Origin of the sequence: Limnohabitans sp. (genome assembly GCF_044373035.1) — a bacterium.
Taxonomy (GTDB): Bacteria; Pseudomonadota; Gammaproteobacteria; order Burkholderiales; family Burkholderiaceae_C; genus Limnohabitans_A.
Map to the genome: position 1 here is coordinate 34,855 of NZ_JBILQU010000007.1, position 26,797 is coordinate 61,651.

The 26,797-nt window shown below is 62.3% G+C and carries 25 protein-coding genes; 5 read left to right on the forward strand and 20 right to left on the reverse strand.

Translation table 11 applies throughout. The annotated features are described in order from the left end of the window. Positions 1-23: 23 nt before the first annotated feature. The 11 genes from ACIQ47_RS02355 to ACIQ47_RS02405 form a co-directional block, all read right to left on the reverse strand. Entirely contained in the window at positions 24-1,823 is a 1,800-nt protein-coding gene (locus ACIQ47_RS02355) for a carboxyl transferase domain-containing protein (RefSeq protein ID WP_396436682.1), read from the reverse strand. A gap of 111 nt (positions 1,824-1,934) precedes the next feature. Further along, positions 1,935-5,603, reverse strand: a complete 3,669-nt coding sequence (locus ACIQ47_RS02360; RefSeq protein ID WP_396436658.1) for a molybdopterin cofactor-binding domain-containing protein — start codon at positions 5,601-5,603, stop codon at positions 1,935-1,937. Then, positions 5,600-6,088 (reverse strand): (2Fe-2S)-binding protein, encoded by a 489-nt coding sequence (locus ACIQ47_RS02365; RefSeq protein WP_396436659.1) that lies wholly within the window; start codon positions 6,086-6,088, stop codon positions 5,600-5,602. Before ACIQ47_RS02365 ends, ACIQ47_RS02360 begins: the two co-directional genes overlap by 4 nt. Before the next feature lie 27 nt (positions 6,089-6,115). Next, complete coding sequence (locus tag ACIQ47_RS02370; RefSeq protein WP_396436660.1) at positions 6,116-6,850, reverse strand: ABC transporter ATP-binding protein; 735 nt, start codon at positions 6,848-6,850, stop codon at positions 6,116-6,118. After that, a complete protein-coding gene (locus ACIQ47_RS02375; RefSeq protein WP_396436661.1) occupies positions 6,847-7,617 on the reverse strand; it encodes an ABC transporter ATP-binding protein in 771 nt (256 codons plus the stop codon). The genes ACIQ47_RS02370 and ACIQ47_RS02375 overlap by 4 nt, the downstream gene beginning before the upstream one ends. Next, positions 7,614-9,548, reverse strand: a complete 1,935-nt coding sequence (locus ACIQ47_RS02380) for an ABC transporter permease (RefSeq protein WP_396436662.1) — start codon at positions 9,546-9,548, stop codon at positions 7,614-7,616. The genes ACIQ47_RS02375 and ACIQ47_RS02380 overlap by 4 nt, the downstream gene beginning before the upstream one ends. A gap of 90 nt (positions 9,549-9,638) precedes the next feature. Beyond that, positions 9,639-10,844 (reverse strand): ABC transporter substrate-binding protein, encoded by a 1,206-nt coding sequence (locus ACIQ47_RS02385; RefSeq protein WP_396436663.1) that lies wholly within the window; start codon positions 10,842-10,844, stop codon positions 9,639-9,641. A gap of 56 nt (positions 10,845-10,900) precedes the next feature. After that, a complete protein-coding gene (locus ACIQ47_RS02390; protein WP_396436664.1) occupies positions 10,901-11,485 on the reverse strand; it encodes an amino acid synthesis family protein in 585 nt (194 codons plus the stop codon). A 42-nt stretch (positions 11,486-11,527) separates the two neighbouring features. Continuing rightward, entirely contained in the window at positions 11,528-12,172 is a 645-nt protein-coding gene (locus tag ACIQ47_RS02395; protein WP_396436665.1) for an amino acid synthesis family protein, read from the reverse strand. A gap of 20 nt (positions 12,173-12,192) precedes the next feature. Continuing rightward, positions 12,193-13,113, reverse strand: a complete 921-nt coding sequence (locus ACIQ47_RS02400; RefSeq protein ID WP_396436666.1) for a UPF0280 family protein — start codon at positions 13,111-13,113, stop codon at positions 12,193-12,195. Between the two features lie 10 nt (positions 13,114-13,123). Further along, positions 13,124-14,719: a 6-hydroxynicotinate reductase gene (locus tag ACIQ47_RS02405; protein WP_396436667.1), complete on the reverse strand. Its 1,596-nt coding sequence runs from the start codon at positions 14,717-14,719 to the stop codon at positions 13,124-13,126. Between the two features lie 207 nt (positions 14,720-14,926). Between ACIQ47_RS02405 and ACIQ47_RS02410 the strand changes: the two genes are divergently transcribed. The 4 genes from ACIQ47_RS02410 (at position 14,927) to ACIQ47_RS02425 (ending at position 18,765) form a co-directional block, all read left to right on the forward strand. Then, entirely contained in the window at positions 14,927-15,700 is a 774-nt protein-coding gene (locus tag ACIQ47_RS02410; RefSeq protein WP_396436668.1) for a ferredoxin--NADP reductase, read from the forward strand. A gap of 6 nt (positions 15,701-15,706) precedes the next feature. Further along, positions 15,707-16,420 (forward strand): TetR family transcriptional regulator, encoded by a 714-nt coding sequence (locus ACIQ47_RS02415; protein ID WP_396436669.1) that lies wholly within the window; start codon positions 15,707-15,709, stop codon positions 16,418-16,420. Between the two features lie 11 nt (positions 16,421-16,431). Then, a complete protein-coding gene (locus tag ACIQ47_RS02420) occupies positions 16,432-17,628 on the forward strand; it encodes an amidohydrolase family protein (RefSeq protein WP_396436670.1) in 1,197 nt (398 codons plus the stop codon). Between the two features lie 126 nt (positions 17,629-17,754). Beyond that, positions 17,755-18,765: an asparaginase gene (locus ACIQ47_RS02425; protein WP_396436671.1), complete on the forward strand. Its 1,011-nt coding sequence runs from the start codon at positions 17,755-17,757 to the stop codon at positions 18,763-18,765. A gap of 139 nt (positions 18,766-18,904) precedes the next feature. On the opposite strand, the gene ACIQ47_RS02430 is transcribed toward ACIQ47_RS02425, so the two are convergent. Beyond that, complete coding sequence (locus ACIQ47_RS02430) at positions 18,905-19,588, reverse strand: YggS family pyridoxal phosphate-dependent enzyme (RefSeq protein ID WP_396436672.1); 684 nt, start codon at positions 19,586-19,588, stop codon at positions 18,905-18,907. 121 nt (positions 19,589-19,709) lie between these two features. Here ACIQ47_RS02430 and ACIQ47_RS02435 point away from each other — a divergent pair, with 121 nt between their 5' ends. Then, a complete protein-coding gene (locus tag ACIQ47_RS02435) occupies positions 19,710-20,615 on the forward strand; it encodes an NAD(P)-dependent oxidoreductase (protein WP_396436673.1) in 906 nt (301 codons plus the stop codon). A gap of 14 nt (positions 20,616-20,629) precedes the next feature. Here the strand turns inward: ACIQ47_RS02435 and ACIQ47_RS02440 are convergent, their stop codons facing one another. The 8 genes from ACIQ47_RS02440 to ACIQ47_RS02475 form a co-directional block, all read right to left on the reverse strand. Beyond that, a complete protein-coding gene (locus ACIQ47_RS02440; RefSeq protein ID WP_396436674.1) occupies positions 20,630-21,538 on the reverse strand; it encodes a DMT family transporter in 909 nt (302 codons plus the stop codon). A 4-nt stretch (positions 21,539-21,542) separates the two neighbouring features. Further along, positions 21,543-22,526, reverse strand: coding sequence for a 2-dehydropantoate 2-reductase (locus ACIQ47_RS02445; RefSeq protein WP_396436675.1), 984 nt, complete (start codon positions 22,524-22,526; stop codon positions 21,543-21,545). After that, positions 22,523-23,311 carry a class II aldolase/adducin family protein gene (locus ACIQ47_RS02450; protein ID WP_396436676.1) on the reverse strand — a complete coding sequence of 263 codons (789 nt, stop codon included), beginning with the start codon at positions 23,309-23,311 and terminating at the stop codon, positions 22,523-22,525. Before ACIQ47_RS02450 ends, ACIQ47_RS02445 begins: the two co-directional genes overlap by 4 nt. Positions 23,312-23,385: 74 nt before the next feature. Then, positions 23,386-24,201, reverse strand: coding sequence for an aldolase/citrate lyase family protein (locus ACIQ47_RS02455; protein ID WP_396436677.1), 816 nt, complete (start codon positions 24,199-24,201; stop codon positions 23,386-23,388). A 152-nt stretch (positions 24,202-24,353) separates the two neighbouring features. After that, a complete protein-coding gene (hpaH, locus tag ACIQ47_RS02460; RefSeq protein ID WP_396436678.1) occupies positions 24,354-25,175 on the reverse strand; it encodes a 2-oxo-hept-4-ene-1,7-dioate hydratase in 822 nt (273 codons plus the stop codon). A gap of 3 nt (positions 25,176-25,178) precedes the next feature. Next, positions 25,179-25,610 carry a 5-carboxymethyl-2-hydroxymuconate isomerase gene (locus tag ACIQ47_RS02465; RefSeq protein ID WP_296293478.1) on the reverse strand — a complete coding sequence of 144 codons (432 nt, stop codon included), beginning with the start codon at positions 25,608-25,610 and terminating at the stop codon, positions 25,179-25,181. A gap of 2 nt (positions 25,611-25,612) precedes the next feature. Beyond that, a complete protein-coding gene (gene hpaD, locus ACIQ47_RS02470) occupies positions 25,613-26,539 on the reverse strand; it encodes a 3,4-dihydroxyphenylacetate 2,3-dioxygenase (protein WP_396436679.1) in 927 nt (308 codons plus the stop codon). A gap of 37 nt (positions 26,540-26,576) precedes the next feature. Further along, positions 26,577-26,797 (reverse strand): type II toxin-antitoxin system VapC family toxin (locus ACIQ47_RS02475; RefSeq protein ID WP_396436680.1); only part of this gene is annotated, 221 nt, incomplete at its 5' end.

A 26,797-nucleotide genomic window follows, 5' to 3' on the forward strand; every position in this document is an offset into this window, starting at 1 on the left:
GGGCACCTTTGCATGGCGCTGGTTCACCAAGTGTCAATGGCCCTCACCCCAGCTTCGGTGGCGATCACCCCCGAATCTAAACCCGCTATCAGCCATTGCCGTGTGTCCGCCGGGTCGATCACCGCGTCGATCTCCAGCGTGGCCGCCATGTTGATGGCACTGCCGTTGTCGTATTGCTGGGCCAGCAGCTGCTCAAACAACGCTTCGCGCTCGGGGCCTTCGGGCAGGGCTTCGAGTTCTTTGCGGTAACCCAAGCGCACCGCGCCTTCGAGGCCCATGCCGCCAAACTCGCCGGTGGGCCAGGCCACGGTGCTCAGGGTTTGATGAAAGCCCCCGCCGGTCATGGCCATCGCGCCCAGGCCATAGCCCTTGCGCAGCACCACGCTGAGCAGCGGCACGCGCAGGTGCGCAGCCGCCACAAACATGCGCGAGACATGGCGCACCTGCGCCGTGGCTTCGGTGTCCGGCCCGACCATGAAGCCGGGCGTGTCGACCAGACTCACGATGGGCAGACCATGCGCATTGCACAGCTGCATGAAACGCGCGGCTTTGTCGGCGGCATCGGCGTCGATCGCGCCGCCCAGGTACAGCGGGTTGTTGGCCAGCAGGCCCACCGGGCGCCCTGCGATGAACGCCAGCGCCGTGTGAATGCCCACGCCGAACCCGGTGCGCAAAGGCAAGAGGCTGCCCTCGTCGGCAATGCCCTGCATCGCAGCTCGGGTGTCGTACACGCGCAGGCGGTTTTCAGGCACCACATGGCGCAGGGCCTCGGCAGGCGGGGCTTGCCATTCGGATTGCGCGCCTTGAAAGCACGACAGGTAATGCCGCGCCGCCGCCACCGCCTGCGCTTCGTTGTCCACCAGGATGTCGATCACGCCGTTGCCATGCTGCACATCGCTCGGGCCAATCTGCTCGGGCTTGAAGACGCCCAGGCCGCCGCCTTCGACCATCGCCGGGCCGCCCATGCCGATGTTGCTGCCTGTCGTGGCGATGATCACGTCGCAGCAGCCCAGCAAAGCCGCATTGCCCGCAAAGCAGCGCCCCGCCACTACGCCCACCACCGGCACACGACCGTTGAGCCGGGCAAACGAGGCGAAGGTGGCCAGGTTCAAGCCCGCCACGATGGCGACATCGACATCACCGGGCCGACCCCCGCCGCCCTCGGCGAACAGCACCACGGGCAGCTTGTTTTGCAAAGCCACACCCAATAGGCGGTCGGTCTTTTGGTGGTTGCGCATGCCTTGCGTGCCCGCCAGCACGGTGAAGTCGTAAGCCATGACCACGACGCGCTGGCCGTGGATGCTCCCGATGCCGGTCACCATGCCGTCGGCGGGCGTGTTGCGCATCAGGTCGTCGGCACTGCGGCGGCGACTTTGCGCGGCCACGGCCAGAGCGCCGTACTCCACGAATGAGTCAGGGTCACACAGTTCGGCGATGTTCTCGCGTGCGGTGCGCAGTCCCAAGGCATGCCGCTTGGCCACGGCTTCGGGGCGCTGTGCGTCTTGCGTGAAGGCCAGGCGGTCTTGCAACTTTTTCAGATCGGCCCGTTCGGCAGGTCCCACCAGCGGCTCAACATGCTGGGGCTGATCAGGCACAGCGCTGGCCACAGCCTCAGACAACGGTGCCAATGTCCCCAGCACATCGCCATCCCCCACCGTCTCACCCGCCTGGAAGTACAGCTCGGCCAAGCACCCGGCATGGGGCGCCCTTATCTCGTGCTCCATTTTCATGGCTTCCAGAATCACCAGCACATCGCCTGCGGCCACGGCATCACCGGCAGCCACCAGCCACTGCACCACTTGCGCTTGAAGGGGGGATCGAATGTCTTGCATTCGGCGATTGTGCGGCGCGCCCCGAAGGGCAAACGGTCAAGTTCGGGACAATGGGCGTGGCCTTTTCATGCCCGGCATCCCAAGGAGCCCCAGCGTGGCGGGTCAGTGCCCGCTGGTGGCGCTGCGCACCCGCGTCACGGCTTGATCAAGCCCTGTCCAGGCGGGTTGGTCCGGGGCATAGCGCTGGCGCATGTAACGCGCCAGATCGGCGATTTGTTGGTCATTGAGCGCATGGCGGAAACCCGGCATGAACCCCACTTGTGGCCCCGGCACCTCTTGCACGCCATCCAGAATCACGCGCAGCAGGTTGTCAGGCCGTTCGCTGTGCAGGTTGGTGTTCAGCGCCAAAGGCCGGTTCACACCCAGCAGCTTGGGGCCGTCGCCTTCGTGGTGGCAGGCGCTGCAAGCGCCATCAAACAGACGCTGACCGGCGCTGCCCACCAGCCGGGTGCGCTGCTCGGCCGCTTGTTGCACCACCTGGCGGGCCAAGGTGGCGCTGTCGGTCTCGGGCGGGTTGAAGCTGGCCAGGTAGGTGGCCATGGCACGGATGTCGCTGTCGGGCACTTGGGCCAGTTGCTGCACCACCGGGGCCATGGAGCCAGCGGCCATGCCATGGTGTTCGGTGTGGCCATGGCGCAGGTAGCGGAACAGCTCTTCGGCGCTCCAGGGTACAGGCGCTCGCGACAAAGCCGTCAGAGCTGGCGCTTCCCAGCCGTCCACCATGGCACCGCTCAAAAATGCCTGGCCGCTGCGCTCTGCGCCCAAGGCGTTGCGCGGCGTGTGGCAAGCACCGCAGTGGCCCACAGCGCTGACCAGATAAGCCCCGCGGTTCCATTCGGCAGGTCGGTCCGGGGTGGGCACCCAAGGCTTTGCATCGTGGAACAGGCCATTCCAGGTCGCCATGAAAGCCCGCTGGTTGAAAGGAAAGGCCAGCGATGTGGTGGGCGGCGCCGACGCCACGGCAGGTTGGGCCATCAAGTAGCCATACAGCGCCATCAGGTCGTCGTCGCTCATTTTGGCAAACGAGGTGAAGGGGAAAGCCGGGTACAGATGCCGCCCATCACGCGAGATGCCTTCGCGCATGGCGCGTTGAAAAGCGCTGAACGACCATTGCCCGATGCCGTGCTCGGGGTCGGGCGTGAGGTTGGTGCTGAAAACGGTGCCAAAAGGCGTGCTCATGGCGCGGCCCCCGGCGTTGGGCACGCCGCCCGGTGCGGTGTGACACACCACGCAGTCCCCGGCGGCGGCCAACTGGCGGCCCCGCTCGATGGTTTCGGCGGTGTACAAATTGCTAGGGCTGTAGGCGACCGGCGCAATGGCCGCACGCCCGCCCAGCAGCGCAAAAGCGGTGCCCAAAACCCCCACCAAAACAGCACCCGCACGCGACCAGACAGGCCAACGCTGGGGCCAGCGCACGCCTTGCGGCATCACCGTGGGCGCGCGTGGGGGTTGGGGCGTTGGCGGCTCAGTGGTGAGGGCGTCGCCGTGCAAGGCCGCACGCACACGCTCGGGGGTGAATGGCGGCTCCCGAAAGCGCACGCCGGTGGCGTCAAAAATCGCATTGGCAATGGCCGCCGTGCCGGGCACGGACGACGACTCACCCGAACCCAAGGGGGCTTCGTGCTGACGGGGCATGGTGACGACTTCGACCACCGGCACGTTGCGGAAATTCAAAATCGGGTAACTGCCCCACTCTTGTGTGGCCACGGTGTTTTTGAGCGGATCGATCTGCACTTGCTCATGCAATGCGCGGCTGGTGGTCTGCAACACATTGCCGTGGATTTGGTGCTCCACGCCAGCGGGGTTGATCATCATCCCCGCGTCATGCCCCACCACCACGCGGCTGACATGCACCTCGCCCGTGCGCCGATTCACCTCGACATCGGCCACCCACGCCGCCCAAGCCGCACCAAAGCCGGGCCATTTGCTGTGCACATAGCGCGCATAGGCCACGCCCTGGCCCCGCACCATCTCACCGTTTGTGCCGGCCACCGCTTGCTGCCGGGGCCCTGTGCGCTGTTGCCAGCCTGCGCGCTCGGCAGTGGTCGCCAGCAACTCGGCAGCGCGTGGGTCTTTGAGGTACTGCAAGCGGAATTCAACCGGGTCCACACCCGCCGCCGCCGCCAGCTCGTCGATGTAGCTTTCGTGGGCAAAGGAGTTGGGCAAGGCCGACACACCGCGCAACCAAGAGGCCCGCAAAATCGGGGCCATGTCGTTCACACTCACCCGCAAGTTGCTGTAGTCGTAGGGTGGGCGTGCGGTGCGGTCACCCATTTCATAGGCTTGCGCCAGAGGCTCCACCGTGCGGGTGAGCAAGAGCGCCAGTGTGGGCGCGCCGTTGGAGGGGTAACTGGTTTCAAAATCATAGGCCGCCACCGAACCATCGGCATTCAGCCCGCCGCGCACATCCATCAGCTGGGCTGCGCCCTTGGGCTCCCAGGCATGTTCTTGTTCGCGCGTGAGTTGCACCCGTACAGGCGCGCCCACAGCGCGGGCCAACAAGGCGGCATCGGCGGCCACATCGTCGGCACCGTTGCGCCCATAACAACCGGCCGCTTCCATGCGGACCACATCGATGGCGGTGTCGGCCAGGCCCATGAGTCTGGCCAGGTCCGCGCGCAGCACATGCGGGTTTTGCGTGCCCGCCCAGACGATGAGGCCAGGCTGGCTTGCAGACGCTGCATCAGTTGTTTGATCCTGCCAAAGCGCCACGGCACAAGACGGGCCAATCGAGCCATGCAGTTGGTAGGGCCACACATAAGTGCGCGACAAACGCTGTGACGCCTGGGCCAGTGCAGCGTCCACATCGCCCTCGTCCACCAGCCGGCGCTGGGTGGACGGGTTGGTGCGCAAGGCGTGCTCTAAATTGCCGAGTTCGGGCAGTCCGGGCCAGTCTTTCCATTGCACGTGCAACTCGCGCATGGCTTGCTCAGCCTGTTCTTCGCGCTCGGCGACCACCCCCACAAAATCACGGATCACCACCACCGCACGCACACCCGGAATGTGCGCGATGGAAGACTCGTCCACCGACGCCAGCGTGTTGCCGATAAAGTCGCCATGGTCAGCCCCGGCATACGGGGGCCGCACCACGCGCCCGTGCAGCATGCCGGGCACACGCATGTCGTGCACAAACACCTGCTCACCCCTGACCTTGGCCGGAATGTCCACCCGCTGCACGCTCTGACCGATCAGGCGGTGCTCGCTGGCAGGCTTCAATGGTGTCGCCAGCGCCAAAGTCAGCGCGACGTGTTGCGCCTGCAGCAGCTGGCCATAGGGGCACTGACGTGACGGATCTGAACGCGAGGACACCACACCGTCTTGCGCTAGCAGGTCATCGGCCGGAACACCCAGCTTGACGGCGGCCTGAGCCAGCAACCAGGCGCGGGCCTGCGCCGCAGCGGCTCGCAAAGGCACAGCATGAATTTGCAGCGTGGCACTGGCAATGGTGGCTCCCTGGTTGGGGGCCAGCGCAGTGCTGCCCAGCACCGTGTGCACCTCGGACAGCGCCACATCCAGTTCATCGGCCACCAGCTGCGACAGCGCGGTGCGAATACCGGTGCCCAGGTCCACATGGCCGTTGAGCGCAGTCACGCTGCCGTCGTCCCATACGGCCAATAAAATTTCGACGCCCTCGGCCGGGTTGCCTGGCACCGCCATGGGCTGGCCTTTAACGAGCGGCGCAGGAGGGGGCGGCTCACGCGTGATGAGCAACACGCCTTGTGCCGCATGAAAATCAGCGCGCCGCTTTGGCAGTTCGGCTCGGCGTGTCATGTCGGTTGGCCCATGCGTTCGGCAGCCAACAGCACCGCCTGGATGATTTCAAGGTGCGTGCCGCAGCGGCACAGATTGCCGGACAACTCTCTGCGCACATCGGCCTCATTCGGGTTCGGATTTCGGGCCAGCAAGGCCGCTGCCATCATGACCATGCCATTGAGGCAATAACCGCACTGGGCAGCCTGGGCATCGATAAAGGCTTGCTGCACCGGGTGCAAGGCACCCGCTTGCCCATGCAATGCGGGCAAGCCCTCCAGCGTGGTGATGCTGCGCCCTGCCACCCCGTGTGCAGGGATCACGCAGGCTCTTGCGGCCAACCCGTCCACCCACACCGTGCAAGAACCGCATTCGCCCAGGCCACAGCCGTATTTGGGGCCGTTGAGCTGCAGGTCATTGCGCAAAACATGCAGCAAGTTGGCCCGGCGCGTGGTCTCGGTCAACACATGCCGGACCTGATTGACTTGGATAAAGGCTTCGGTCATGGTGAGGGCAGGGTGGGATCAGGCCGTTCAAACGCTCAGATACGAGCGCCTGACGTCTTCGTTGGCGGCCAATTCCTGCATGCTCGCTTGGTAGCGGATTTGGCCTTTTTCAAGCACATAGGCCCGGTCTGACACGAGCTCGGCGAAGTGCATGTTTTGCTCGGACAGCAAGATGCTCACGCCCTGGGCCTTGAGCGCCAGGATCATCTGCACCATCTGCTCCACAATGACCGGTGCCACACCTTCAGAAGGCTCGTCGAGCAGCACCAAAAACGGATTGCCCATGAGGGTGCGGGCCACGGTGAGCATTTGTTGCTCGCCGCCACTCATGCTGCCGCCGGGGCGCTGGGGCATTTCACCCAAGTTGGGAAACAGCTCAAACAGGCGTTCGGGCGTCCAGTGGGGGGCGGTGGTGCCATCGGGCCATTGGCGTATGCGCTGACGGCCGACTTCCAGGTTTTCCATCACGGTGAGGTCGGTGAACACCCGGCGGTCTTCCGGCACAAAGCCCATGCCCAGCCGGGCGGCATGGTGCGGTTCGCTGCGCGACAGGTCATGGCCCATGAACGTGATCTGGCCACGTCTGCGGCCGAGCATGCCGATCAAGGCCTTGAGTGTGGTGGACTTGCCTGCGCCGTTGCGCCCCATGAGGGCAACCACTTCACCACGGCGCACCTGCAGGTCCACGTCGTACAGGATTTGCGCTGCACCATACCAGGCGGCCAGGCCTTTGGCGTCGAGCAGAATGTCTGAAGTGCTCATGCCTTGCTCTTTTCAAAAGTCTTGCCGGTGCCGAAATAGACTTCCTGCACCTTGGGGTGGTCTCGAATTTCCAGGGGTTTGCCTTGCGCAATCAAGCGGCCCCGAGCCAGCACGATCATGCGGTCGGCATAAGCAAATACCACGTCCATGCTGTGCTCGGTGAACAACACCGCCATGCCGCGCTGGATGACCAGGTCTTTGGTCAGGGCCATGAGTTCGTTGCGCTCTTTGGGCGCCATGCCTGCGGTAGGCTCGTCCATCAACAAGAGCTTGGGGCTGTTGGCCATGGCCACCGCCAACTCCACCCGCTTGATATCGCCATAGGCCAGCACATTGCAAGGTCGGTCGGCCTGCGCCTTCATGCCCACCTGCTCGAGCAGGGCCAGCGCGTCACCGCGGCGATGGTTCGCAGCGCGCCGCCACATGGACAACAACAGGTCATCGTGTGATAGCAAAGCCATTTGAACGTTTTCCACCACCGTGAGTGAGGCGAAGGTTTCGGCAATCTGAAAGGTCCGCCCCACGCCCTGACGCCAGATGTCGCGGGGCTTTCGGCCCACCAGCTCTTGGCCTTGGAACTGGATGGAGCCCTGGTCGGCTCTCAGCTGACCGTTGACCATGTTGAAGGTGGTGGTCTTGCCTGCCCCATTCGGGCCGATCAGGGCCAGCAGTTCGCCCGGGGACAAATCAAAGCTGACACCGTCTACGGCCTTGACGCCGCCAAAAGACTTGCCCAGGTTGTTCACTTGCAAAAGTGGTGCGCTCATGATGCGTCCCTCCCTGCAGTCGAAGACGTGGCCGAAGACTTTGCCCAAGAGCTGGACCGCAGTCGCTCCCACAGCCCTTGCACCGATCCGGCAATACCTTGAGGAAACAACAACACCAAAATCAGGATGATGGCACCCAACATGGCGCGCCAATAATCGGTGTTGCGCGCCACCACGTCATGCAGCCAAGTGAAGCTGAACGCACCGACCACGGGGCCCGCCAGGGTTTGGATGCCCCCGAGCAAGACCATGACCAGGCCATCCACCGACTTGCCCACACTCAAGGATTCGGGCGAGATGCTGCCTTTGGAAAAGGCATACAACGCCCCCGCCAGCCCGGCCACACCGCCCGCCAAAATGAAGGCCAGCCATTGCATGCGTTTGACATCGATGCCAATCGCATCTGCCCGCAGCACCGAGTCACGCCCTGCGCGCAAGGCATAACCAAAAGGCGAAAACAAAACACGGCGCAGCAACAGCACACCCGCTGCCACCAAGCCCAGAGTGAGCCAGTAATACATGCGTTTGTCGCTGAAAAACTCGGAAGGCCACACGCCCGTCAAGCCATTGCTGCCACCGGTGAAGCTGTCCCACTGGAAGGTGATGGCCCAAGTGATCTGCGCAAAAGCCAAGGTGAGCATGGCCAGGTAAACACCCGACAAGCGCACAGCAAACCAGCCAAAAATCAAAGCACCCAAGGCCGCGACCATCGGCGCGACCAGCAGCGCCATCTCCATGGACAAGCCTAAAGCGCGCACCAGCAGCGCCGCGCCGTAAGCGCCCAGGCCGAAGTAAGCCGCATGTCCGAAGGAATGCATGCCCGCAGGCCCCATGATGAAGTGCAAGCTGGCCGCAAACAGCGCTGCAATCAGCAGGTCAATCAAGAGCACCGTGGTGTAAGGCGAACTGGCCGTGAGCATGGGCATGGCCACCATCACCAGACCCAACACCGATGCGGCCACCAAGTAGGCCTTGCTGGCGGGACGCAAAGGCTCTTCGCGCATGCCCACGTAGCGGCTGGGTGCCTGGGCTTTGCCCAGCAGCCCCCAAGGCCGCCACACCAGCACCACCGCCATGACCAAAAAGTCCACCACCAGGGTGAGCTTGGAAAAAGACACCGACACACCGAACACATCCACCACACCCAGCCAGATGCACACGGCCTTGACCTCGGCAATCAGCAAAGCTGCGAGATACGCGCCGGGGATCGAGCCCATGCCCCCCACCACCACCACGACAAAGGCCGCACCGATGATGTGCAGGTCCATCTCGAGGTTGGCGGGCTCGCGGGGCAACTGCAAGGCACCGCCCAATCCGGCCAGCAAAGCACCCAGCGCAAACACGGTGGTGAACAACCAGGCCTGGTTCACGCCCAGGGCGCTGACCATTTCGCGGTCTTGCGTGGCCGCGCGCACCAAGGTGCCAAAACGGGTGCGGGTGAGCAGCAGCCACAGCAGCGCCAGCACCACCGGACCCGCCACGATCAAAAACAGGTCGTACATGGGGAACTGCCGACCTAAAATGGACACCGAACCCGCCAGGCCCGGCGCGCGTGGCCCCAACAGTTCTTCAGGGCCCCACAGCCACAGCACCGCGTCCTTGAGCACCAGCACCAGGGCAAATGTGGCCAGCAACTGGAACAACTCGGGGGCCTTGTAAATGCGGCGCAACAGCAGCATCTCGATGACCGCCCCCAGCACACCCACGGCCAAGGCAGCCACGGCCAGCGAAGGCCAAAAACCAATATTGCTGGCAAAGCGCTCCACCACGCTGTAGGCGATGTAGATGCCCGCCATGAAAAACGAGCCGTGCGCAAAATTCACAATGCGCGTCACACCAAAAATGAGCGACAGTCCTGCTGCCACAAAAAACAAGGACGATGCAGCCGCCAGTCCGTTGAGGAGCTGAACTAAAAACCCGGAAAAGCTCATGAGTCGATCATTTCAAGAAAGGCCCAGCGCGGCATCCCCATGGGGCTTGTCCCCAGGGGATGTCACACACTCAAGCGTGAAACAAATCCATCAGTCGGCGTTGCGCGACTTCTTGACTTCGGCGGCTGAAGGTTGGTACTGCGCACCATCCAGATAACGCGCATCCACCATCACGCCTTTGCCACCTTCGTTCTTGGTGCGGCCCACAAAAGCGCCCATGGTCGACTGGTGGTCTTCGGCGCGGTAGGTGATCTTGCCAAACGGTGTGTCCACCTGCAGGCCACGGAAGGCCACGCGCAGTTTTTCAGAATCGGCGCTCTGGGCCTTGGCCACACCGGCCGCCACTGACTTGATCATGGCGTAACCCACCACCGAGCCCAAGCGGGGGTAGTCCTTGAACTTGGCTTGATAAGCCTGCAAGAAAGCGTTGTGCTCTCGGGTGTTGTGGTTGTTCCAGGGGTAGCCCGTCACGATCCAGCCGTTCGGGGTTTCGTCCTTGAGCGGGTCCAGGTACTCGGGCTCGCCGGTCAGCATGCTGACGACTTCACGGCCCTGGAACAAGCCACGGGTGTTGCCTTCACGCACAAACTTGGACAGATCGGCGCCAAACAACACGTTGTAGATCGCATCGGGCTTGGCATCGGCCAGGGCCTGCACCACGCTGCCCGCGTCGAGCCTGCCCAGCGGTGGCGCCTGCTCGGCCACAAACTCCACATCGGGCTGGGCGGCTTTGAGCAAGGTCTTGAATGCGGCAGCGGCAGACTGGCCATATTCATAGTTGGGGTAAACCACGGCCCAGCGCTTTTTCTTGAGCTTGACCGCCTCAGGCACCAGCATGGCTGCCTGCATGTAGGTGCCAGGGCGCAAACGGAAAGTGTAGGCGTTGCCGCCTTGCCAGGTCAGCTTGTCGGTCAGCGGTTCCCCAGCCAGGAAGAAAGCTTTTTTCTGCTTGGCAAAGTCGGCCACGGCCAAACCGGTGTTGGACAGGAAGGTGCCTGTCAGCACATCGATCTTTTCACGCGAGATCAGCTCTTCGGCCACGCGCACGGCATCACCCGGGTTGGCGTTGTCGTCGCGTGTGATCAGCTCGAACTTCTTGCCCATCACACCACCTGCCGCATTGATCTCTTCAATGGCCAGCTCCATGCCCTTCTTGTAGGGCTCCAGGAAAGCGGGTTGGGCTTTGTAGCTGTTGAGTTCACCGATCTTGAAGGTGTTTTGGGCCTGCGCGGGTACGGCGACCCAGGCAAGGGCTGCCAGCGCAATGGCGCGGCGTAGAGGGTTGGCTGCTTTCATGAAGGATCTCCTTGGGTGGGTTAAAAAAACGATCTCTGAACGAGGGGGCCTGCGCGTCAGCGTAAACCGTCCTGACCTTGTATCTCTTGCACTTGTAAACCGCCAATGCGCGGCAGTGGACGTCCGCTGTCCGTCACCACCACCGCGACCACAATTTCTTGCGCGCGCGGTGCATCGCTCACACGTGCTTCCATGGCATCAAAATGACTGCGCACAAAAGCCGCATCCTTGTGGCCCAAGGGCACATCAATGGCTGTGCCCATACCGCCACGTTTTTTGGCGGAAGGCACCAATGCAGCGCCTTTTTCGACGGCTGCACGCAAAGGCGCGCCCAGCTTAGGGTGCAAGATGGCGGCGGCGTGTTCCAGCTCACCGGCTTCCCCCACGATAGCGGCTTTGCCATAACTGTGTGCCTGTCCAGGCTCAATGCCCAAAGCCTGCACGCATTTTTGACCCAGTAAAGCACCCAACTCTTCACCGATGGCGATCAACTCGTCCAGGTTGTCGCTGTAGCGCCCGGCATAGGGGTTGGCAATCACGGCCATCGCCAAAGCGCGGCGTGTGGGGGGCGTAACGGCACGGCCCATTTCAAGCCGTGTCTCGTCCACTTGAACAATGATTTTTCGGATGTGTGCGGTCATCGAAGACGTCTCCTTGAGGGGTTGTGGGGTGGTCGTGCGGAATCAGCGCAGGCCGTTCCACTGGTTGATGTCTTGGGCACGCAAACCACCCACGCGATCATGGATGCGGTAGCCGGTGGTCATGGCCAGAATGAAGACGATTTCATCGGCCAGCGGCGCGCCAGGCACACGCACCTCGATGGCGTCAAATTGGCCGCGCACATAAGAGGCGTTGATGTTGGTCAGCGGCACGTCGAGCGTGGCACCGGGGGGGCCGACTTTTTTGGTGGAAGGCACAATGGCCAAGGCATTGCCTGGCTGGCCGGTGGGCTTTTCATCGACCTTGCCCGCCTTGTAAGCGGCGCGGTCACCCTTCCAGCCCAGCAATTCGCGCATGGCATAGCCACCCGGTACATGCCACAGTGCACCGTGCTCCAGTTCACCGAACTCACCCACAATCGCCCCCTTGCCATACGTGGCAATGCGCTCTGCAGGCACATCCATGGCCACCAGAAGCTGGCGAGCCATGTCAATGCCCACCTCCTGCAAGGCCTCCATCATCGGCAAGATGTTGGGTTCGTAGCGCCCGGCATAGGGGTTGGTCAGCACCGCACCAATGGCCCCGCGCAGCAGTGGCTGGGCTGGTGCAGGACCGAACTCATGGAAGATTTCTTCCACCTGGGTGAACACACGTCGGATTTCAATCATTTCATCACCATAAGCATTTCTCAGGCCAAGGCCAGAGGGTTTTCCTCAAAGAATAAGGGTGCAGGCGTTGCAGCCATGGTTAACAACCGCGACTGCCCCTGGCACACCAGTGCCGCCGCTGCGATCAAACCCTGAGCCTGACATTCTCGTGCGCGCTGCCACCCTGCATGAAGGGCGCGTTGAACCCGCTCTACAGGCAAGCTCGGCACAGCCACTGTCACTTGCAAATCACCCAGATCGGTCATGTCACGCAGGCTGTTGGCGGGCTGACGAACGATGCCTGGATGCGCCACATTGACGGCATTGGCAATGATGCTGGCTGCCGCATCGGCTTGCGCCGCCGTGGCGGCCAGCACCGTCACGCTGTCGGCAATGCCCAAAGAAAAACTGCGCCCTCGCCAACCGCTGGTGGCCACACCACGCACTGGCATGGGGTGGGCAATTTCAAAAGCACCATCAAGGTTCAGCCCTTGCATCAATTCTTGCACTTGCAAACGCGCCAGATCGGCGTACAGCCCCACCCGCACCGACTGGCCTGGTGCCAGGTGCAAGGCGATGTCGCCCCCGTTGTTGACCCAGGCACGCGCCACGCCTGCACGGGCATAACAAGCCAACAACTCTTGCGCCACGCTGCCTGCCACCGCCGCCATGGGCGTGATGTAGGTCTGGTCTGCCCAAGGTGCACAGGCCCGCCACATGCGCTGCGCCACGCCACCTTGCAAAGGACATGCCGTGCCCGTTTGCACCGGCAAGCGCAACACAGGCCATTCAGCCATCAACTCCGCCAGCAAGGGCTCAAAACGCATCCAGGCCTGCTCGTGGGCGAGCGCCAAGGCCGCCTCACCCTCGGGGCCCAAAGGATCGGCGCCGATCACGATGTCCATGGGGCCGTGCTGGAAATGCCAGCGACCGTTGGGCAAGCGGCGACGAGTAGCACTCACGTGCGGTCCCTCATCCGAGCATCGGGACTTGCCCGAGCGGCCAGGGGTTGGCTTGCGGTAGGGCCTGCCATGACAGGGCCGTTGGGGCGCCGTCGCTGTGCCAGGCCCCTTGCTTCAAGACTTCTTGGAGAGAGCGCACATACGCCATGTGTCCACCCAAAGCTTGGTAGTCCAACAGGCGCATGCTGAATTCAATCGGGGCAATGATGGCCGGCGTGGGCACCGTGCCAAAACTGTTGTCTGGCATGCGCAGCACATCCGACATCACCGTGATGCCACCGCCGGGCCAGACAAAGGCGGGCGCACCGCCACACGTTACATTGACCAAAGCCTGCTTGATGGCGCGGGTGAGCAAGACCGGGTTTTCGGTGACACCCGCCCGCAAACTGCCGCCCGCACCCGCCAGAAACATCACGCTGCACAGCGAGGGCTCGCAATTTTCGCCAATGCGTTCAACGATGACCCGCACCGCCGCCGGCATATCTTGCGGCACGGCCTGCAATTGCTCGTTGAGCACATACCAAGCCGCATGCTCACCCGTGGTTGAAGTCATGAGCATTCTCAAGCCCGGCCAGGCCACCAGCGGGTCCCAGCCTTCAATGATGGACAAGGGGTCCGCAATGTCGGTGCCCCCCCAGCCATTGCCCGGATTGGCCACCTGAAAATACCGACCCGGCGTCGATTTGCGCCCACGCATGTCAATGCCCGACGGCTTCATGTCCAGGCAGCGCCCCGCTTGGTGCTCGGTCAGGACGCCGGTGATGTGGTCGTCCAGCACCACCACCTCGTCGGCCAAGCCCAAAAATTGCTTGGCAAAAATACCCACCACGGCCGAGCCGCAGCCGACCCGCATGCGCTGTTCCCGCACGCCGTTGACAATCGGGGCAAAACCCGCCTGGATCACGAGCTGCGCGCCGCCATCGATGGTCAGCTCCACCGCTTGCTTGTTGCCCAAAGCCTCCATCATGTCCACGGTGACACGGCCTTCTTTCTTGCTGCCCCCGGTCAGGTGGTGCACCCCACCGAGCGACAGCATTTGCGAGCCATATTCGGCGGTGGTGACATGCCCCACCACCTCGCCCTTCATGCGCACATTGGCTTGCTCCGCACCCAAGAATCGGTCGGTGTCGATCTTCACCTTGAAACTGCAGTAGCTGAAAATGCCTTCGGTGACCACGGTCACCATGTCCACCCCATCGACCTGCGAAGACACGATGAAAGGCGCTGGTTTGTAGTCGGGGTAGGTGGTGGACGAGCCGACGCCTGTGACAAACACCTGATCGGAGTTCAGCAGGTCACCATGCCACGCCGTAGGCCCTTCATCAGACGCACCCGCCGCAAACGGCACGAGCACTGGCTCGTCTTTCTCGAGCGTGCGGCGCAGAAAAACCACCGGGTCCACACGCACCAGCAGACCTTCGCGGTTGGCATAGCGGTCACAAGCACCCAGCCGCCCCTCAGAAATTTGGCAAAGGACGGGGCAGGCATTGCACTCGATCTTGGCACTGCTCATGCGCTCATTGCGCGGGATGGCACGCTCTGGCACCTGCTGCGTCGCAGGTGTCTCCATGCCGGGAAGCCCATCGGTTTTTGAGTGTTCGGTCATCTCGGATTTTTGCTTGTCCAAAAGCTGAGGTGCGCACTTGCACGACAGATTCATTCTGTGTAGCATTCACAACACTAAAATGTTGTATTCACTACATTAAAGTCAATGTAGCGCATCCTGTTTTGCCGTGCAACAGTGTTTTCCCCAAGCTGTTGCGCACAGCCCTGCCAAGGGTTTTTGTTGTGTTCAACCTGACCTTGATCGACCATGAGCGCCTTTTTTGAAGAACGCGTATTGAGCGTGCACCACTGGACAGACCGCCTGTTCACCTTCACCACCACACGCGATCCATCGCTGCGTTTTTCCAATGGCCACTTCACCATGATTGGCCTGCGCTTGAACGGCAAGCCGCTGCTTCGGGCTTACAGCATCGCCAGCCCCAACTACGAAGAACATCTGGAATTTCTGAGCATCAAGGTTGAAGAAGGCCCTTTGACTTCCCACTTGCAGCACATCCAGGTGGGCGATACCATCGTCGTCGGCAAAAAGCCCACGGGCACCTTGCTGATCGACTACCTGACGCCGGCCAAACGCTTGTACCTGTTGTCCACCGGCACGGGCTTGGCGCCGTTCCTGAGCATCATCCGTGACCCCGAGACCTATGAAAAATTTGAAACCGTGGTGGTGGTGCATGGTGTGCGTCAGGTGGATGAACTGGCCTACCACGAACTGATCGTCGATCACTTGCCGCAACATGAATTTCTGGGCGACATGATCGGCCAGCAGCTGCGCTACTACCCGACAGTCACGCGCGAGACTTACCGCAACATGGGCCGTGTGACGGCGCTGATTGAAAGTGGCAAACTGTTCACGGATCTGGCCTTGCCCCCCATGAACCCGGCCGAGGACCGGGTCATGCTGTGCGGCAGCCCGGGCATGCTCAACGACCTCAAGCACATGCTGGAGACACAGGGCTTTGCTGAGGGCAACACCAGCACCCCTGGTGACTTTGTCATTGAACGGGCATTTGTCGAGAAATAAACACACATGGTGACTACATCACGTCAACCCAAGCCCAGCCAGGCCAAGCCCGGTGCCAAGCCAAGTGCCAAGCGCGTGGTAGGGGTGCGCGAACACAACGCGCAACAAACACGCGAGAGCATTTTGCGCGCCGCCATCAAGGTGTTTGCGCAGCACGGTTATGAAGGCGGCAGTGTCGAAAAAATTTCGCGGCAGGCCATGTCCTACGACCGCATGATCTATTACTACTTCGGCAGCAAGGAAGGCTTGTTCATCGAAGTGCTGGAGACGATTTACCGCCGCATGAACGACGCAGAAGCGCAATTGGTCATCGATGTGAGCACGCCGCTTCTTGCCTTGGAGCAAGTGGTTCATTTTGTGCTCGACTACTACCGCAGTCATCCGGAATTCGTCACCCTGCTCAACACGGAAAACTTGCACAAAGGCAAGCACATCGTGAAATCGCTGCGTGCACGCGAATTTTCATCGCCAGCCATCGCCGTGATCCGTGACATCTTGCGCGCTGGTGTATCGCAGGGGCTTTTTCGCGCCGACATATCGGCCCGCGATGTTTACTTGTTGATCGCAGCTACCGGCTATTTCTACATGTCCAACCGGTACACGCTGTCGGCCTTTTTGGGCGAAAACATCGATGCCCCGCAGGCTGTGGCGCAGTGGAAATCTTTCGTCATTGACACCGTGTTCCGCGTGGTCAATGTCCCCCTTGCATCCCATCCTTAAGGAGACTCCTCATGGCAGACATCAGCACCACCGGCGCATCCGGCAAAGTCGTCATCAAAAACATTGGCTTGCTGCTCTCGGGCGACCTGGATCAGCCCATCTTGCAGGCGGACACCATCGTCGTGCAGGACGGCCTCATCACCGCCGTAGGCCGCGAGAAAGATTGCGATCTGGAAGGCGCCCAAACCGTCATCGATGCGCGGCAAACCTGTGTTTGTCCGGGTTTGATCGACAGCCATGTGCACCCGGTGTTTGGCGACTGGACCCCGCGCCAAAATCAGATCGGTTGGATTGACTCGACCATGAACGGCGGCGTGACCACCATGGTTTCGGCCGGAGAAGTGCACTTGCCAGGCCGCCCCAAAGACATCGTCGGTCTCAAAGCCCTGGCCATCACGGCACAACGCGCTTTTGACAACTTCCGCCCCGGGGGCGTGAAGGTGATTGCGGGCGCGCCCATCATTGAAAAAGGCATGACCGAGCAAGACTTCAAGGATTTGGCCGACGCAGGTGTCACGCTGCTGGGAGAGGTGGGCTTGGGATCCGTCAAGGCCGGGTATGAGGCCCAGCAAATGGTGGCCTGGGCTCGCAAGCACGGCATCCAAAGCACGATCCACACCGGCGGCCCCTCCATTCCAGGCTCGGGCATGATCGACAAGGATGTGGTGCTCGAAGCCGATGCCGACGTCATTGGTCACATCAACGGCGGGCACACCTCGCTGCCCGAAGCCCATGTCTGCGAGTTGTGCGAAAAATCCTCACGCGCCATCGAGATCGTGCACAACGGCAACGAGCGGGTGGCCATAGCGGCGGCGCGTGCGGCACTTGAACTCAAGTGCCCGCACCGCATCATTTTGGGTACCGATGGCCCGGCGGGCTCAGGCGTTCAACCCCTGGGCATGTTGCGCATGGTGTCCCTGTTGTCGAGCCTGGCCAACATCCCGGCCGAATTGGTGTTTTGCTTTGCCACCGGCAACACGGCCCGCATCCGCAACCTGAACTGTGGCTTGATCGAAGTCGGGCGGGCCGCCGATTTTGTTTTCATGGACCGCGCACAGCACACGGCAGGCAAAACCCTGCTGGAGAGCGTTCAGCTGGGCGATATCCCCGGCATTGGCATGGTCATGATCGACGGCATCGTGCGGTGTGGCCGCAGCCGCAACACGCCCCCCGCCACCGAAATCCCGGTGGTGCTGGGCAGCCATTGACGCTGTGGCTGCAACACGGGCAGCTTTTTTGCATCCCGCTGATCACCCTGCCCCAGCGCTTTCGCGGTGACAGCGGTGCAACGGTGGGGCACCTTCCACTTGTTTTCGATAACGACCTCCAGTCCCATGAACTTTGAACCCCTGATCGAGCTGACCCGCAACGGCACCCAGGAATGCGTGCACATGGGTGCACTGGCCGTGACCGATACCGAGGGCCGCGTGCTGGCGCAAGTGGGCAACCCGCTTTGGCTGTGCTTCACCCGCTCCACCCTCAAAGCCATGCAGGCCTTGCCGCTGATCCAGTCGGGCGGGGTGGCGCATTTTGGCTTCACCCCTCCAGAACTCGCCATGATGTGCGCCAGCCACAACGGGCAAGAGATGCATGTCGAGCAGGTGTCGTCCATCTTGCGCAAAAGCGGCAGCAGCACGCGCCAGATGCGCTGCGGCTGCCATGTGCCTTATCGCTTCACGTTTTTTGACCAACCCATGCCCGAAGGCTTTGCTTACGACGAGCGGCACCACAACTGCAGCGGCAAGCACAGCGGCTTTTTGGCCTATTGCGTGCAGCACGGCCTGCCCACCGACAGCTACACCGAGGTGGACCACCCATTGCAGCAGCAAGTGCGCCAAGCCGTGGCGCACTTGGCGGGGTTGAGCGAAGAAGAGCTGGCGCTGGGCATTGACGGTTGCTCGGCCCCCAACTACGCCATGCCCTTGTCGCGCTTGGCCCGCAGCTATGCCCGATTGGCGCAGCCCGAGTCGGACGGCCTGTACGGCGAGAGCCTGCAACAGTTGGGCCAAGCCATGAGCACCCACCCCGAATTGGTCTCAGGCACGGGCCGCAACGACGCCGACTTCATGCGCGCTGGCCGGGGCGACTGGGTCACCAAGGTGGGCGCCGACGGCGTGCAGGTGGTGGGCAGCCGCTCTCGGGGCCAGGCTCTGGCCATCAAGATCATGGACGGTAACAAAGCCGCGTTGTTTGCCGCCACCGTGGAGGCCTTGGACCAACTGGGTTGGTTAGACGATGCGCAGCGCTCCGCACTGAACCCGTGGCGTGCGCAGGTGCTGCTGAATGTGGCGGGTGCGCCGGTGGGCGAGCGGCGCAGCGTGTTCAAGCTGCGGTATGCCTATTGAATCGGTACGCTGAAATCTTGAACAACATTCAAGGGAGGGTTTTTTGTAGGAGCCCACCCCTGTGGGCGATGGGCTTGGAACACGCCCTGCAAACCCTCTAGGCGCTGGGTGGTGGTCTGCGATGGATCGTCAGCCTTTGTCAGCGTTGACCAAAAATGGCGGTGCCCACCCGCACCATCGTGCTGCCTTCGGCAATGGCCGCCGCCATGTCGGCGCTCATGCCCATGGACAGCGTATCCAGTGGCAAGCCTTGCTGGCGCAAGGATTCAAACAAGGCTTTGGCCTGGGCATGAACAGCCCGCATTTGCGCGTCGGTCTCGGCAGGTTCGGGAATGGTCATGAGGCCGCGCAACTGCAGGCGCGGCAAAGCGGCCACGGCCTGCGCCAGCGCGGGCAGCTCTTGCGGGCTCACGCCCGACTTGTTCTCGCCCCCGTCCACATTGACCTGAATGCACACCTGCAAGGGCGGCAGGTGTCCAAGGCGTTGTTCAGACAGACGCTGGGCGATTTTGAGGCGGTCCACGCTGTGCACCCAGTCAAAATGCTCGGCCACCAGCCGCGTTTTGTTGCTCTGAATGGGGCCGATGCAGTGCCAGACCAGTGGTAAATCGCGCAATGCCGTGATCTTGTCCACCGCTTCTTGGATGTAGTTTTCGCCAAAGGCGGTTTGCCCTGCCGCATGGGCTTGGCGCACCGCTTCAGCCCCCCAGGTTTTGGAGACAGCCAGCAGCTGCACGCTGCCTGCGTCTCGCCCCGCCGCCTGGCAAGCGGTCTGAATCAGTACCCTGACGCGGGCGATGTTGTCGGCAATGGATGGGCTCATGGATGGAGCGTACCAAAAGCGGCGATGTCACCCAGTCGTCAGTCCAAAACACCCGGTGCACACCAGACCAACCACAGGCTGCCAAAATAGCCCTTTTCTTCACTCCACAAAGAGACACGCCATGAGCCAAATTGCCGCCAAAACCTACGATGCCGCCCCTGCCAAAAAAGTTGCTTTTTTGGGCTTGGGCGTGATGGGCTACCCCATGGCGGGCCATTTGGCCCGTGCCGGTCACCACGTCACCGTGTACAACCGCAGTGCGGCCAAGGCCGCGGCTTGGGCCGCCGAATGCCCCGGCAACGCCACTGCCCCGACCCCGCGTGAAGCGGCAGCGGGTGCCGATATCGTGTATGCCTGCGTAGGCAACGACGCCGATTTGCGCAGCGTGGTGCTGGGCAAAGACGGTGCTTTTGCCGGTATGAAGCCCGGTGCGATTTTTGTGGACCACACCACGGCGTCTGCCGAAATTGCCCGCGAGCTGTACGCCGAAGCAAAAAAGCTGGGCCTGCACTTTGTCGACGCGCCGGTTTCGGGTGGTCAGGCGGGCGCGCAAAACGGGTTGCTTACCGTGATGTGCGGTGGAGACGCGGCCGCCTTTGATGCCGTCAAGCCGGCGGCCATGGCGTTCTCGCGGGCCTTCACTTTGCTGGGCGCATCCGGCGCAGGCCAGCTGGCCAAGATGGTCAATCAGATTTGCATCGCAGGCCTGGTGCAAGGCTTGTCCGAAGCCATTGCCTTTGGCCAACAAGCCGGGCTGGACATGCACCAGGTGCTGGACGTGATCGGCAAGGGCGCGGCGCAAAGCTGGCAAATGGACAACCGCGGCAAGACCATGGCCGATGACAAGTTTGAATTCGGCTTTGCGGTGGACTGGATGCGCAAGGACTTGGGCTTGGTGCTGGACGAAGCCAAGCGCAACGGGGCTCGCCTGCCGGTCACGGCGCTGGTCGACCAGTTCTATGCCGATGTGCAAAAAATGGGTGGCGGCCGTTGGGACACCTCCAGCCTGATCCGCCGTTTACGCTGAATTCGCACTGAACTTCAGGGCTTGCGCAAGCCCAGCCACAGAACGGCGGACACCACCACGGCCGCACCCAGCAACTGCATGGGAGCGATGGCCTGGCCCAGCAGCGCCCAAGCCAACACCAGTGCAAAGATGGGCTCGACGTTCATGATGGCCGAGCTGCCCACCACGCCCAACTTGGGCAACACGGTGAACATGATGGTGAAGGCGGTGCCATAAAGAAAAGTCAGCATCGCCAGGCCCCACCAACCGGGCGCGGCCTGTGGCCACTGAAAGCCGCCTTGTGTGAGGGCCACGCTGGCGGCCAGCACACCCACGGTGGCCATGGTGGTGAAGGTGCGCAGACGTCCGTCTACGCCCACCGTCTCGTGTTGGGTGAGCACCAAGGCCAGGCCAAAAGTGGCCGAGGCGGCCAAGGCAAAGGCCACGCCAGCCCCGATCTCAGCCCATTGCCGCGCTGCCCCCAGGCCCGAAGCCGCGCCCAGCACGTCCAGCGCCAATGCCAGCCCGGCCATCATCACCGGCATGGTCCACAGCACGGCGCGCTCGGGTTGGTGACCGTACAACATCCTGGCCCACAGGGCCGTGGTCAGTGGATAAGTGTTGAAGGCCAGCAAGGCCAAGGCGACGGGCAAACGCGCCACCGCCGAATACAAACACACGCTTTGCACCGCAATCAGCAGGCCCACGGCGCCCAGGTATTTGCGCTGCGCGGGCAAAACCCGAAAGGCCACTTTTTGCTGCCACAAGATCAGCGCCACCACGCTGGCGGTGATGACGCTGCGCACCATGACGGCCGTCACCACATCCAACCCGTGGTTGAAGGCGGTGCGCGCCGCGACATGGTTGGCCCCCATCATGAAGGCGATCAGCAGCAAGGTGCCAAAGGCGGCACCGCTCAAGCGTGCAGGGGTGGTCAAAGCCATGCATTCATGCCGAGGGGTAAAGGCCCAAACCCCTGGCATGCAGGCGGCTCAGGCCCAGCAAGGCGTCGGTGAAGGGCGTGGCCACGCCGGTCAACTGGCCCAACTCCTGCACCGAGGCCACGAGGGCATCGAGCTCGACCGGTTTGCCCGCGTCGACGTCTTGCAGCATGGAGGTGCGAAAGGCTCCGAGTTTGCGCGTGACGGCGTGGCGGTCTTCGGGTGTTTGCGCGATCGGGATACCGATGCACTCGCCAATGGCCTTGGCTTCGAGCATGACGCTGGAGACAAAGCCTCGCACCAGCGGGTCGTCCAGGATCACATCGGTCGTGGCCCCGGTGAAGGCGCTGATGGGGTTGATCGTCATGTTGCCCCACAACTTGTACCAAACGTCTTTCTGGATTTGTGCCGACGCCGTGGCATTGAAACCGGCTTGCCTCAACAGCGCCACCAGGTCGCGCAGGCGCGGCGAATCTGCCCCAGAAGGCTCGCCCAAAATCAAGCCGTTGCCAAAGTGGTGCCGGATCACGCCGGGCATGTCGACCGAGCAGCTCGAGTGCACCACACAGCCGATCACCTGGTCGGCTGGGATGTGCTGGGCAATCACGCCGGACGGGTCCACCGATTGCAAAGTGGTGCCCGACAAGGTGCCGCCAAAGCCTTGCAAAAACCACCAGGGCACGCCGTTCATGGCTGTGAGCACCACCGTGTTGGGGCCGATGAGTGGCCCGATGCGCCGAGCCACGTCGGCCATGGCGGGAGCCTTCACGGCCACGATCACCAGGTCTTGTACGCCCAGATCGGCCGGGTTTTCGCGCGCCACCAAAGAGGTGCGAATTTCTTGGTCACCTTGCAGCAGCACCAAGCCGTTTTGTTGCAGGGCTTCGAATGTGGCGCCTCGCGCCACCGCGCTCAGGCTGCAGCCTTGCTGTGCCAGGTGCGTCCCGATCCAGCCGCCGATGGCGCCAGCGCCGTAAATACAGATTTTCATGCGCGCCACCCTTTGTCTTGCCGGTCGACTTGGCGCACCAGCGATTGAAAAACGTCTTGTCCCGCGCCGTGGTTCGGATTGAACTGCAGGGCGTCCCGGGTGCATTGGTCGGCAACGGCCACGGGCACTGCAATGGGCTGGCCCATGCTGAAAGTGGCCAGCTGGATTTCGCAGGCGCGCTGCAAGGTCCACAGCACCGCAAAGGTTTGCGCCAAGGTGTGGCCCCAGGCCAGCAGGCCGTGGTTGCGCAAGATGACGGCTTGTTTGTCGCCGATGCTGCGCAGCAGGCGAGGCGCTTCGTCCGCGTGGATGGTGATGCCCTCGAAGTCGTGGTAAGCCACCATGTTGTGCAGCTGGGCACTGTAAAAATTGGTCTGCTGCAAACCGCCTTGAACACAGGCCACCGCCACACCTGCCGTGGTGTGGGTGTGCATCACGCAATGCGCTCCGGCCAGGCCTTCGTGCACGGCGGCATGGACTGTGAAACCTGCCGGGTTGACGGGGTAAGGCGAGCCATCGAGCACCCGGCCTTGCACGTCGATCTTGACCAGGTTGCTGGCCGTGACCTCGCTGTAATGCAGGCCAAAGGGGTTGATCAAAAAGTGTTTCTCGCCCCCGGTGACGCTGTCAGGCAGGCGCAGCGTGATGTGGTTGTAAATCATCTCGGTCCAACCGAGCAGGGCAAAAACACGGTAACAAGCGGCCAGCTCCAAGCGGGCTTGCCATTCATCGGGGTGCACCCGCGCTTGCAGCGAGGGCACCACCGGTTGGGGTGTTGGGAACATCGTGGTTTCCTTCATTCAATTGGGGTCAGACCCCATTTGTTCAAATAAATTGGGATCTGACCCCAATTCACCAATTAATACGTTGCGCCTTTGGCGGGAGCAGCGACTGGCCAGCTCGACTTGAAATGCGCTGCCAGCTCGGTGGTGTGTCGCATCAAAAGCTGCGTGTCCAAGCCCACAGCCACAAACACCGCGCCCAGCTTCAGGTAATGCTCGGCCAGTTGACGGTCGGGCGTGAGGATGCCGGGGGCTTTGCCGGCTTTCAGGATGCGGGTGATGGCGTCTTCTATGGCCGTTTGCACGGCGGGGTGCGCGGCGTTGCCCACATGGCCCATGGAAGCCGAGAGGTCGGCCGGGCCGATGAACACGCCGTCTACGCCGGGCGTGGCGGCAATGGCGTCGAGGTTCTTCAGCGCTTCACGCGATTCGACTTGCACCAACAGGCAAACTTCTTGGTTGGCGCGCTTGAAGTAATCCGGGTAGTGGCCCCAACGCGAAGCGCGCGCCCCGGCCATGCCGCGCACGCCGCCTTGGCCATCGTCTTGTGGGTAGCGCATGGCTTGCACCAATTGCGCGGCTTGCGCAGCGGTGTCGACCATGGGCACCAGGATGTTTTGCGCGCCCAAATCGAGGTATTGCTTGATAAGCGCTGTTTCGCCTAAAGGTACGCGGCACACCGGGTGGCTGGCGGGGTAAGCGGCCACGGTTTGCAGCTGAGCCTGAATGCTGCGCAGGTCGTTCGGCCCATGCTCGCCATCGATGACCAGCCAGTCAAACCCCGCCAAGGCGCAGATTTCGGCGGTGTAGGCGCTGGCCAGGCCCATCCACAGACCGATTTGGGGCTGCTTGTTTTGAAGGGCTTGTTTGAAAAGGTTTGTGGGAGTGTTCATGGGACGTTTGCTCGTTTTAAAGGGAAGAAGGCTTGCAGCTTGTTGGGGGCGGGGTGGCGGCTCGGGCGATGTGGCAAAGCAAAGCGCCTCTGAGCCCGGGCCGCCACCCCGTCCCCAACAACCCACCACCGACGTTGAACGAAGCCATGTGTTCAAACAAACCGGAACTCCAGTTTGCCCAACGGCCCATAGTCCACATCGAACACATCGCCCACTTTGGCCACCGCCGGTTTGGTGAAAGAGCCCGCCAAAACGATTTCACCCGCTTGCAGGTGCTCGCCCCAAGGCGCCAATTTGTTGGCCAGCCAGGCGATGCCCACTGCGGGGTGGCCTTGCACGCCAGCGGCCAGGCCGGTTTCTTCGACCACGCCGTTTTGCCGCAGCACCGCCCCGCACCAAGGCAGATCGGTGGTCAGCGGATCGACCCGCTTGGCCCCGAGCACGATGCCCGCATTGGCCGCGTTGTCGCTGATGGTGTCGTAGACCTTGCGCATCACCTGGGTGTGGCGGTCGAACTGTTCAATGCGCGAGTCGATGATCTCGATGGCGGGCGTGACGTAATCGGTGGCTTCGAGCACTTGTTGCACGGTCACGTTGGGGCCGCGCAGTTCTTTCTTGAGGACAAAGGCCAGCTCCACCTCGACACGCGGCGCGATGAAATCGGTGAAGGGAATGCTCAACACTTGGCCCGGCGTGCAGGTGTAGAGCATGTCATCCAGCAGCGTGCCGTAATCGGGCTCGTCGATCTGGCTGGACACTTGCATGGCGCGGCTGGTCAGCCCGATCTTGTGGCCGATCATGGTGCGCCCTTGCGCAAACTTGAGCTGCATCCAGGCGCGGTTGATGCGGTAGCCGTCATCGATCGTCATGCCCGGGAAGCGCTTGGAAAAGTGCTCGATCTGGACACGGGATTGTTCGGACTGGTGCAGCTCGCGGGCGAGCTGCTGGATTTGGTTGTCGGTGAACACGGACATGGTTCAGGCCTTGTTGAAAAGCGGATGCAGGTTGCTGAGCTTGGCATCAAACACCTCGGTGCCGACATCGATTTGCAGCGTGATGCCGATGTGGCGCTGCACCATCACGGGCGCAAAAAAGGCCTTGGCCACTGCGAGCAGGGTTTGTCCGGCGCGTTGCTGCGTGGCCTCGCTGCGGCCCCGGCCCATGCGCAGGTTCAGGTACACGAAGGCGTAGTCGCCCGTGCCTCCTGCTGCACGCCCCGCCGCACCGCCATCGGCCACCGCATGATGCGGCGCGGGGTAGGCCAGCACGCGCGTGCCGCCGGTCGGAAAAACCGGTTGGCCTTGCTCGTCCTTCACGTTGAGCATGGCGTCCGCCAGTGCGCGGCACAAGGTGGTCATCTGGACTTCGGCGTCCAATTGCCCGGTGTAGAGGATGACGAGATGGGGCATGGTTACAACCTCGTGCTCACAGCGGTGTAACCCTGCGCGCTGCTGGCCTGCGCAGGTGGAATGTGCATGCCTTTTTGCGGCGTCACCTCAAAAATCGCGTTGAGCTGGCCTGTGCCGCTGGCCCCGAAATAGGGCGTGACCATGTCCACGCCGCCGTCATAACCCGACCAACCCAAAGCCCCCATCAGCATGGCGGTGTCGTGCATGAAGCCTTCGCCGTGGCCTTTGCTGGCGTATTCGGGCAGCATCTCGCAAAAGGTTTTCCATTCGCGTTGGTCCCACATGCGCAGCACTTGTTCGTCGAGTTTTTCGAGGAAAGGGCTCCAGATTTTGTGGGCAAATTCCGGGGCCAAACCGTTTTGTGCAAAGCGGTGGCTCAAGCTGCCGCTGGCCAAAAAAGCCACCTTGCCGTCGTAATGCTTTTCCACCGCCTCGCGCATGGCCCAGCCCAGGCGGGCGCTGTCATTGAGGTAGTGCGAGGTGCACAGGGCCGAGACCGAAACCACCTTGAAGTGCTGGTCTTGGTTCATGTAGCGCAGGGGCACCAGCGTGCCGTATTCGGGCTGCAAAGTGGTGGCGTCGTGGGCCAGGGTTTCCACGCCGTATTCGTTGGCCACTTGGGCCAGCAAGTGCCCGAGCGCTGGATTGCCCGGCGACTCAAAGGCCAGGTTGCTGATGAAGTGTGGCAACTCATTGCTGGTGTACACGCCCTTGAAGTGTGCGCCGCAGTTGATGTGGTAACTGGCGTTGACCAGCCAGTGCGTGTCGAACACGACCAGGGTGTCCACGCCCATGGCCCGGCAGCGGCGGCTGATTTCCTGGTGGCCGTCGATGGCGCTTTGGCGTGTGCCGAAACGGGGGCCAGGGATCTCGCTCAGGTACATGCTGGGTACGTGGGTGATTTTGGCGGCGAGGGCGAGTTGTCCCATGGGGTGTCCTGTGGATGCGTGTGCGTGTGGGGGAGGGTCAGGGACTGATCAGGTCAATGTCCGGGAAGTAGCTGCGGTAGCGGCCTGCATCGCGGGTCAGCAATTTGTAGCCATCGGCCTGGGCGTGCGCGCCAATGAAAAAATCGGGCAGCACGCCGGTTTTGGTGCCGCCGCGTTGACGGTAAGACCTGAACACGTTGGCGGCCAATTGCGCAGCTGGCCGCGTCAAATCCAGAACTTGCACGCCCAACTTTTGCA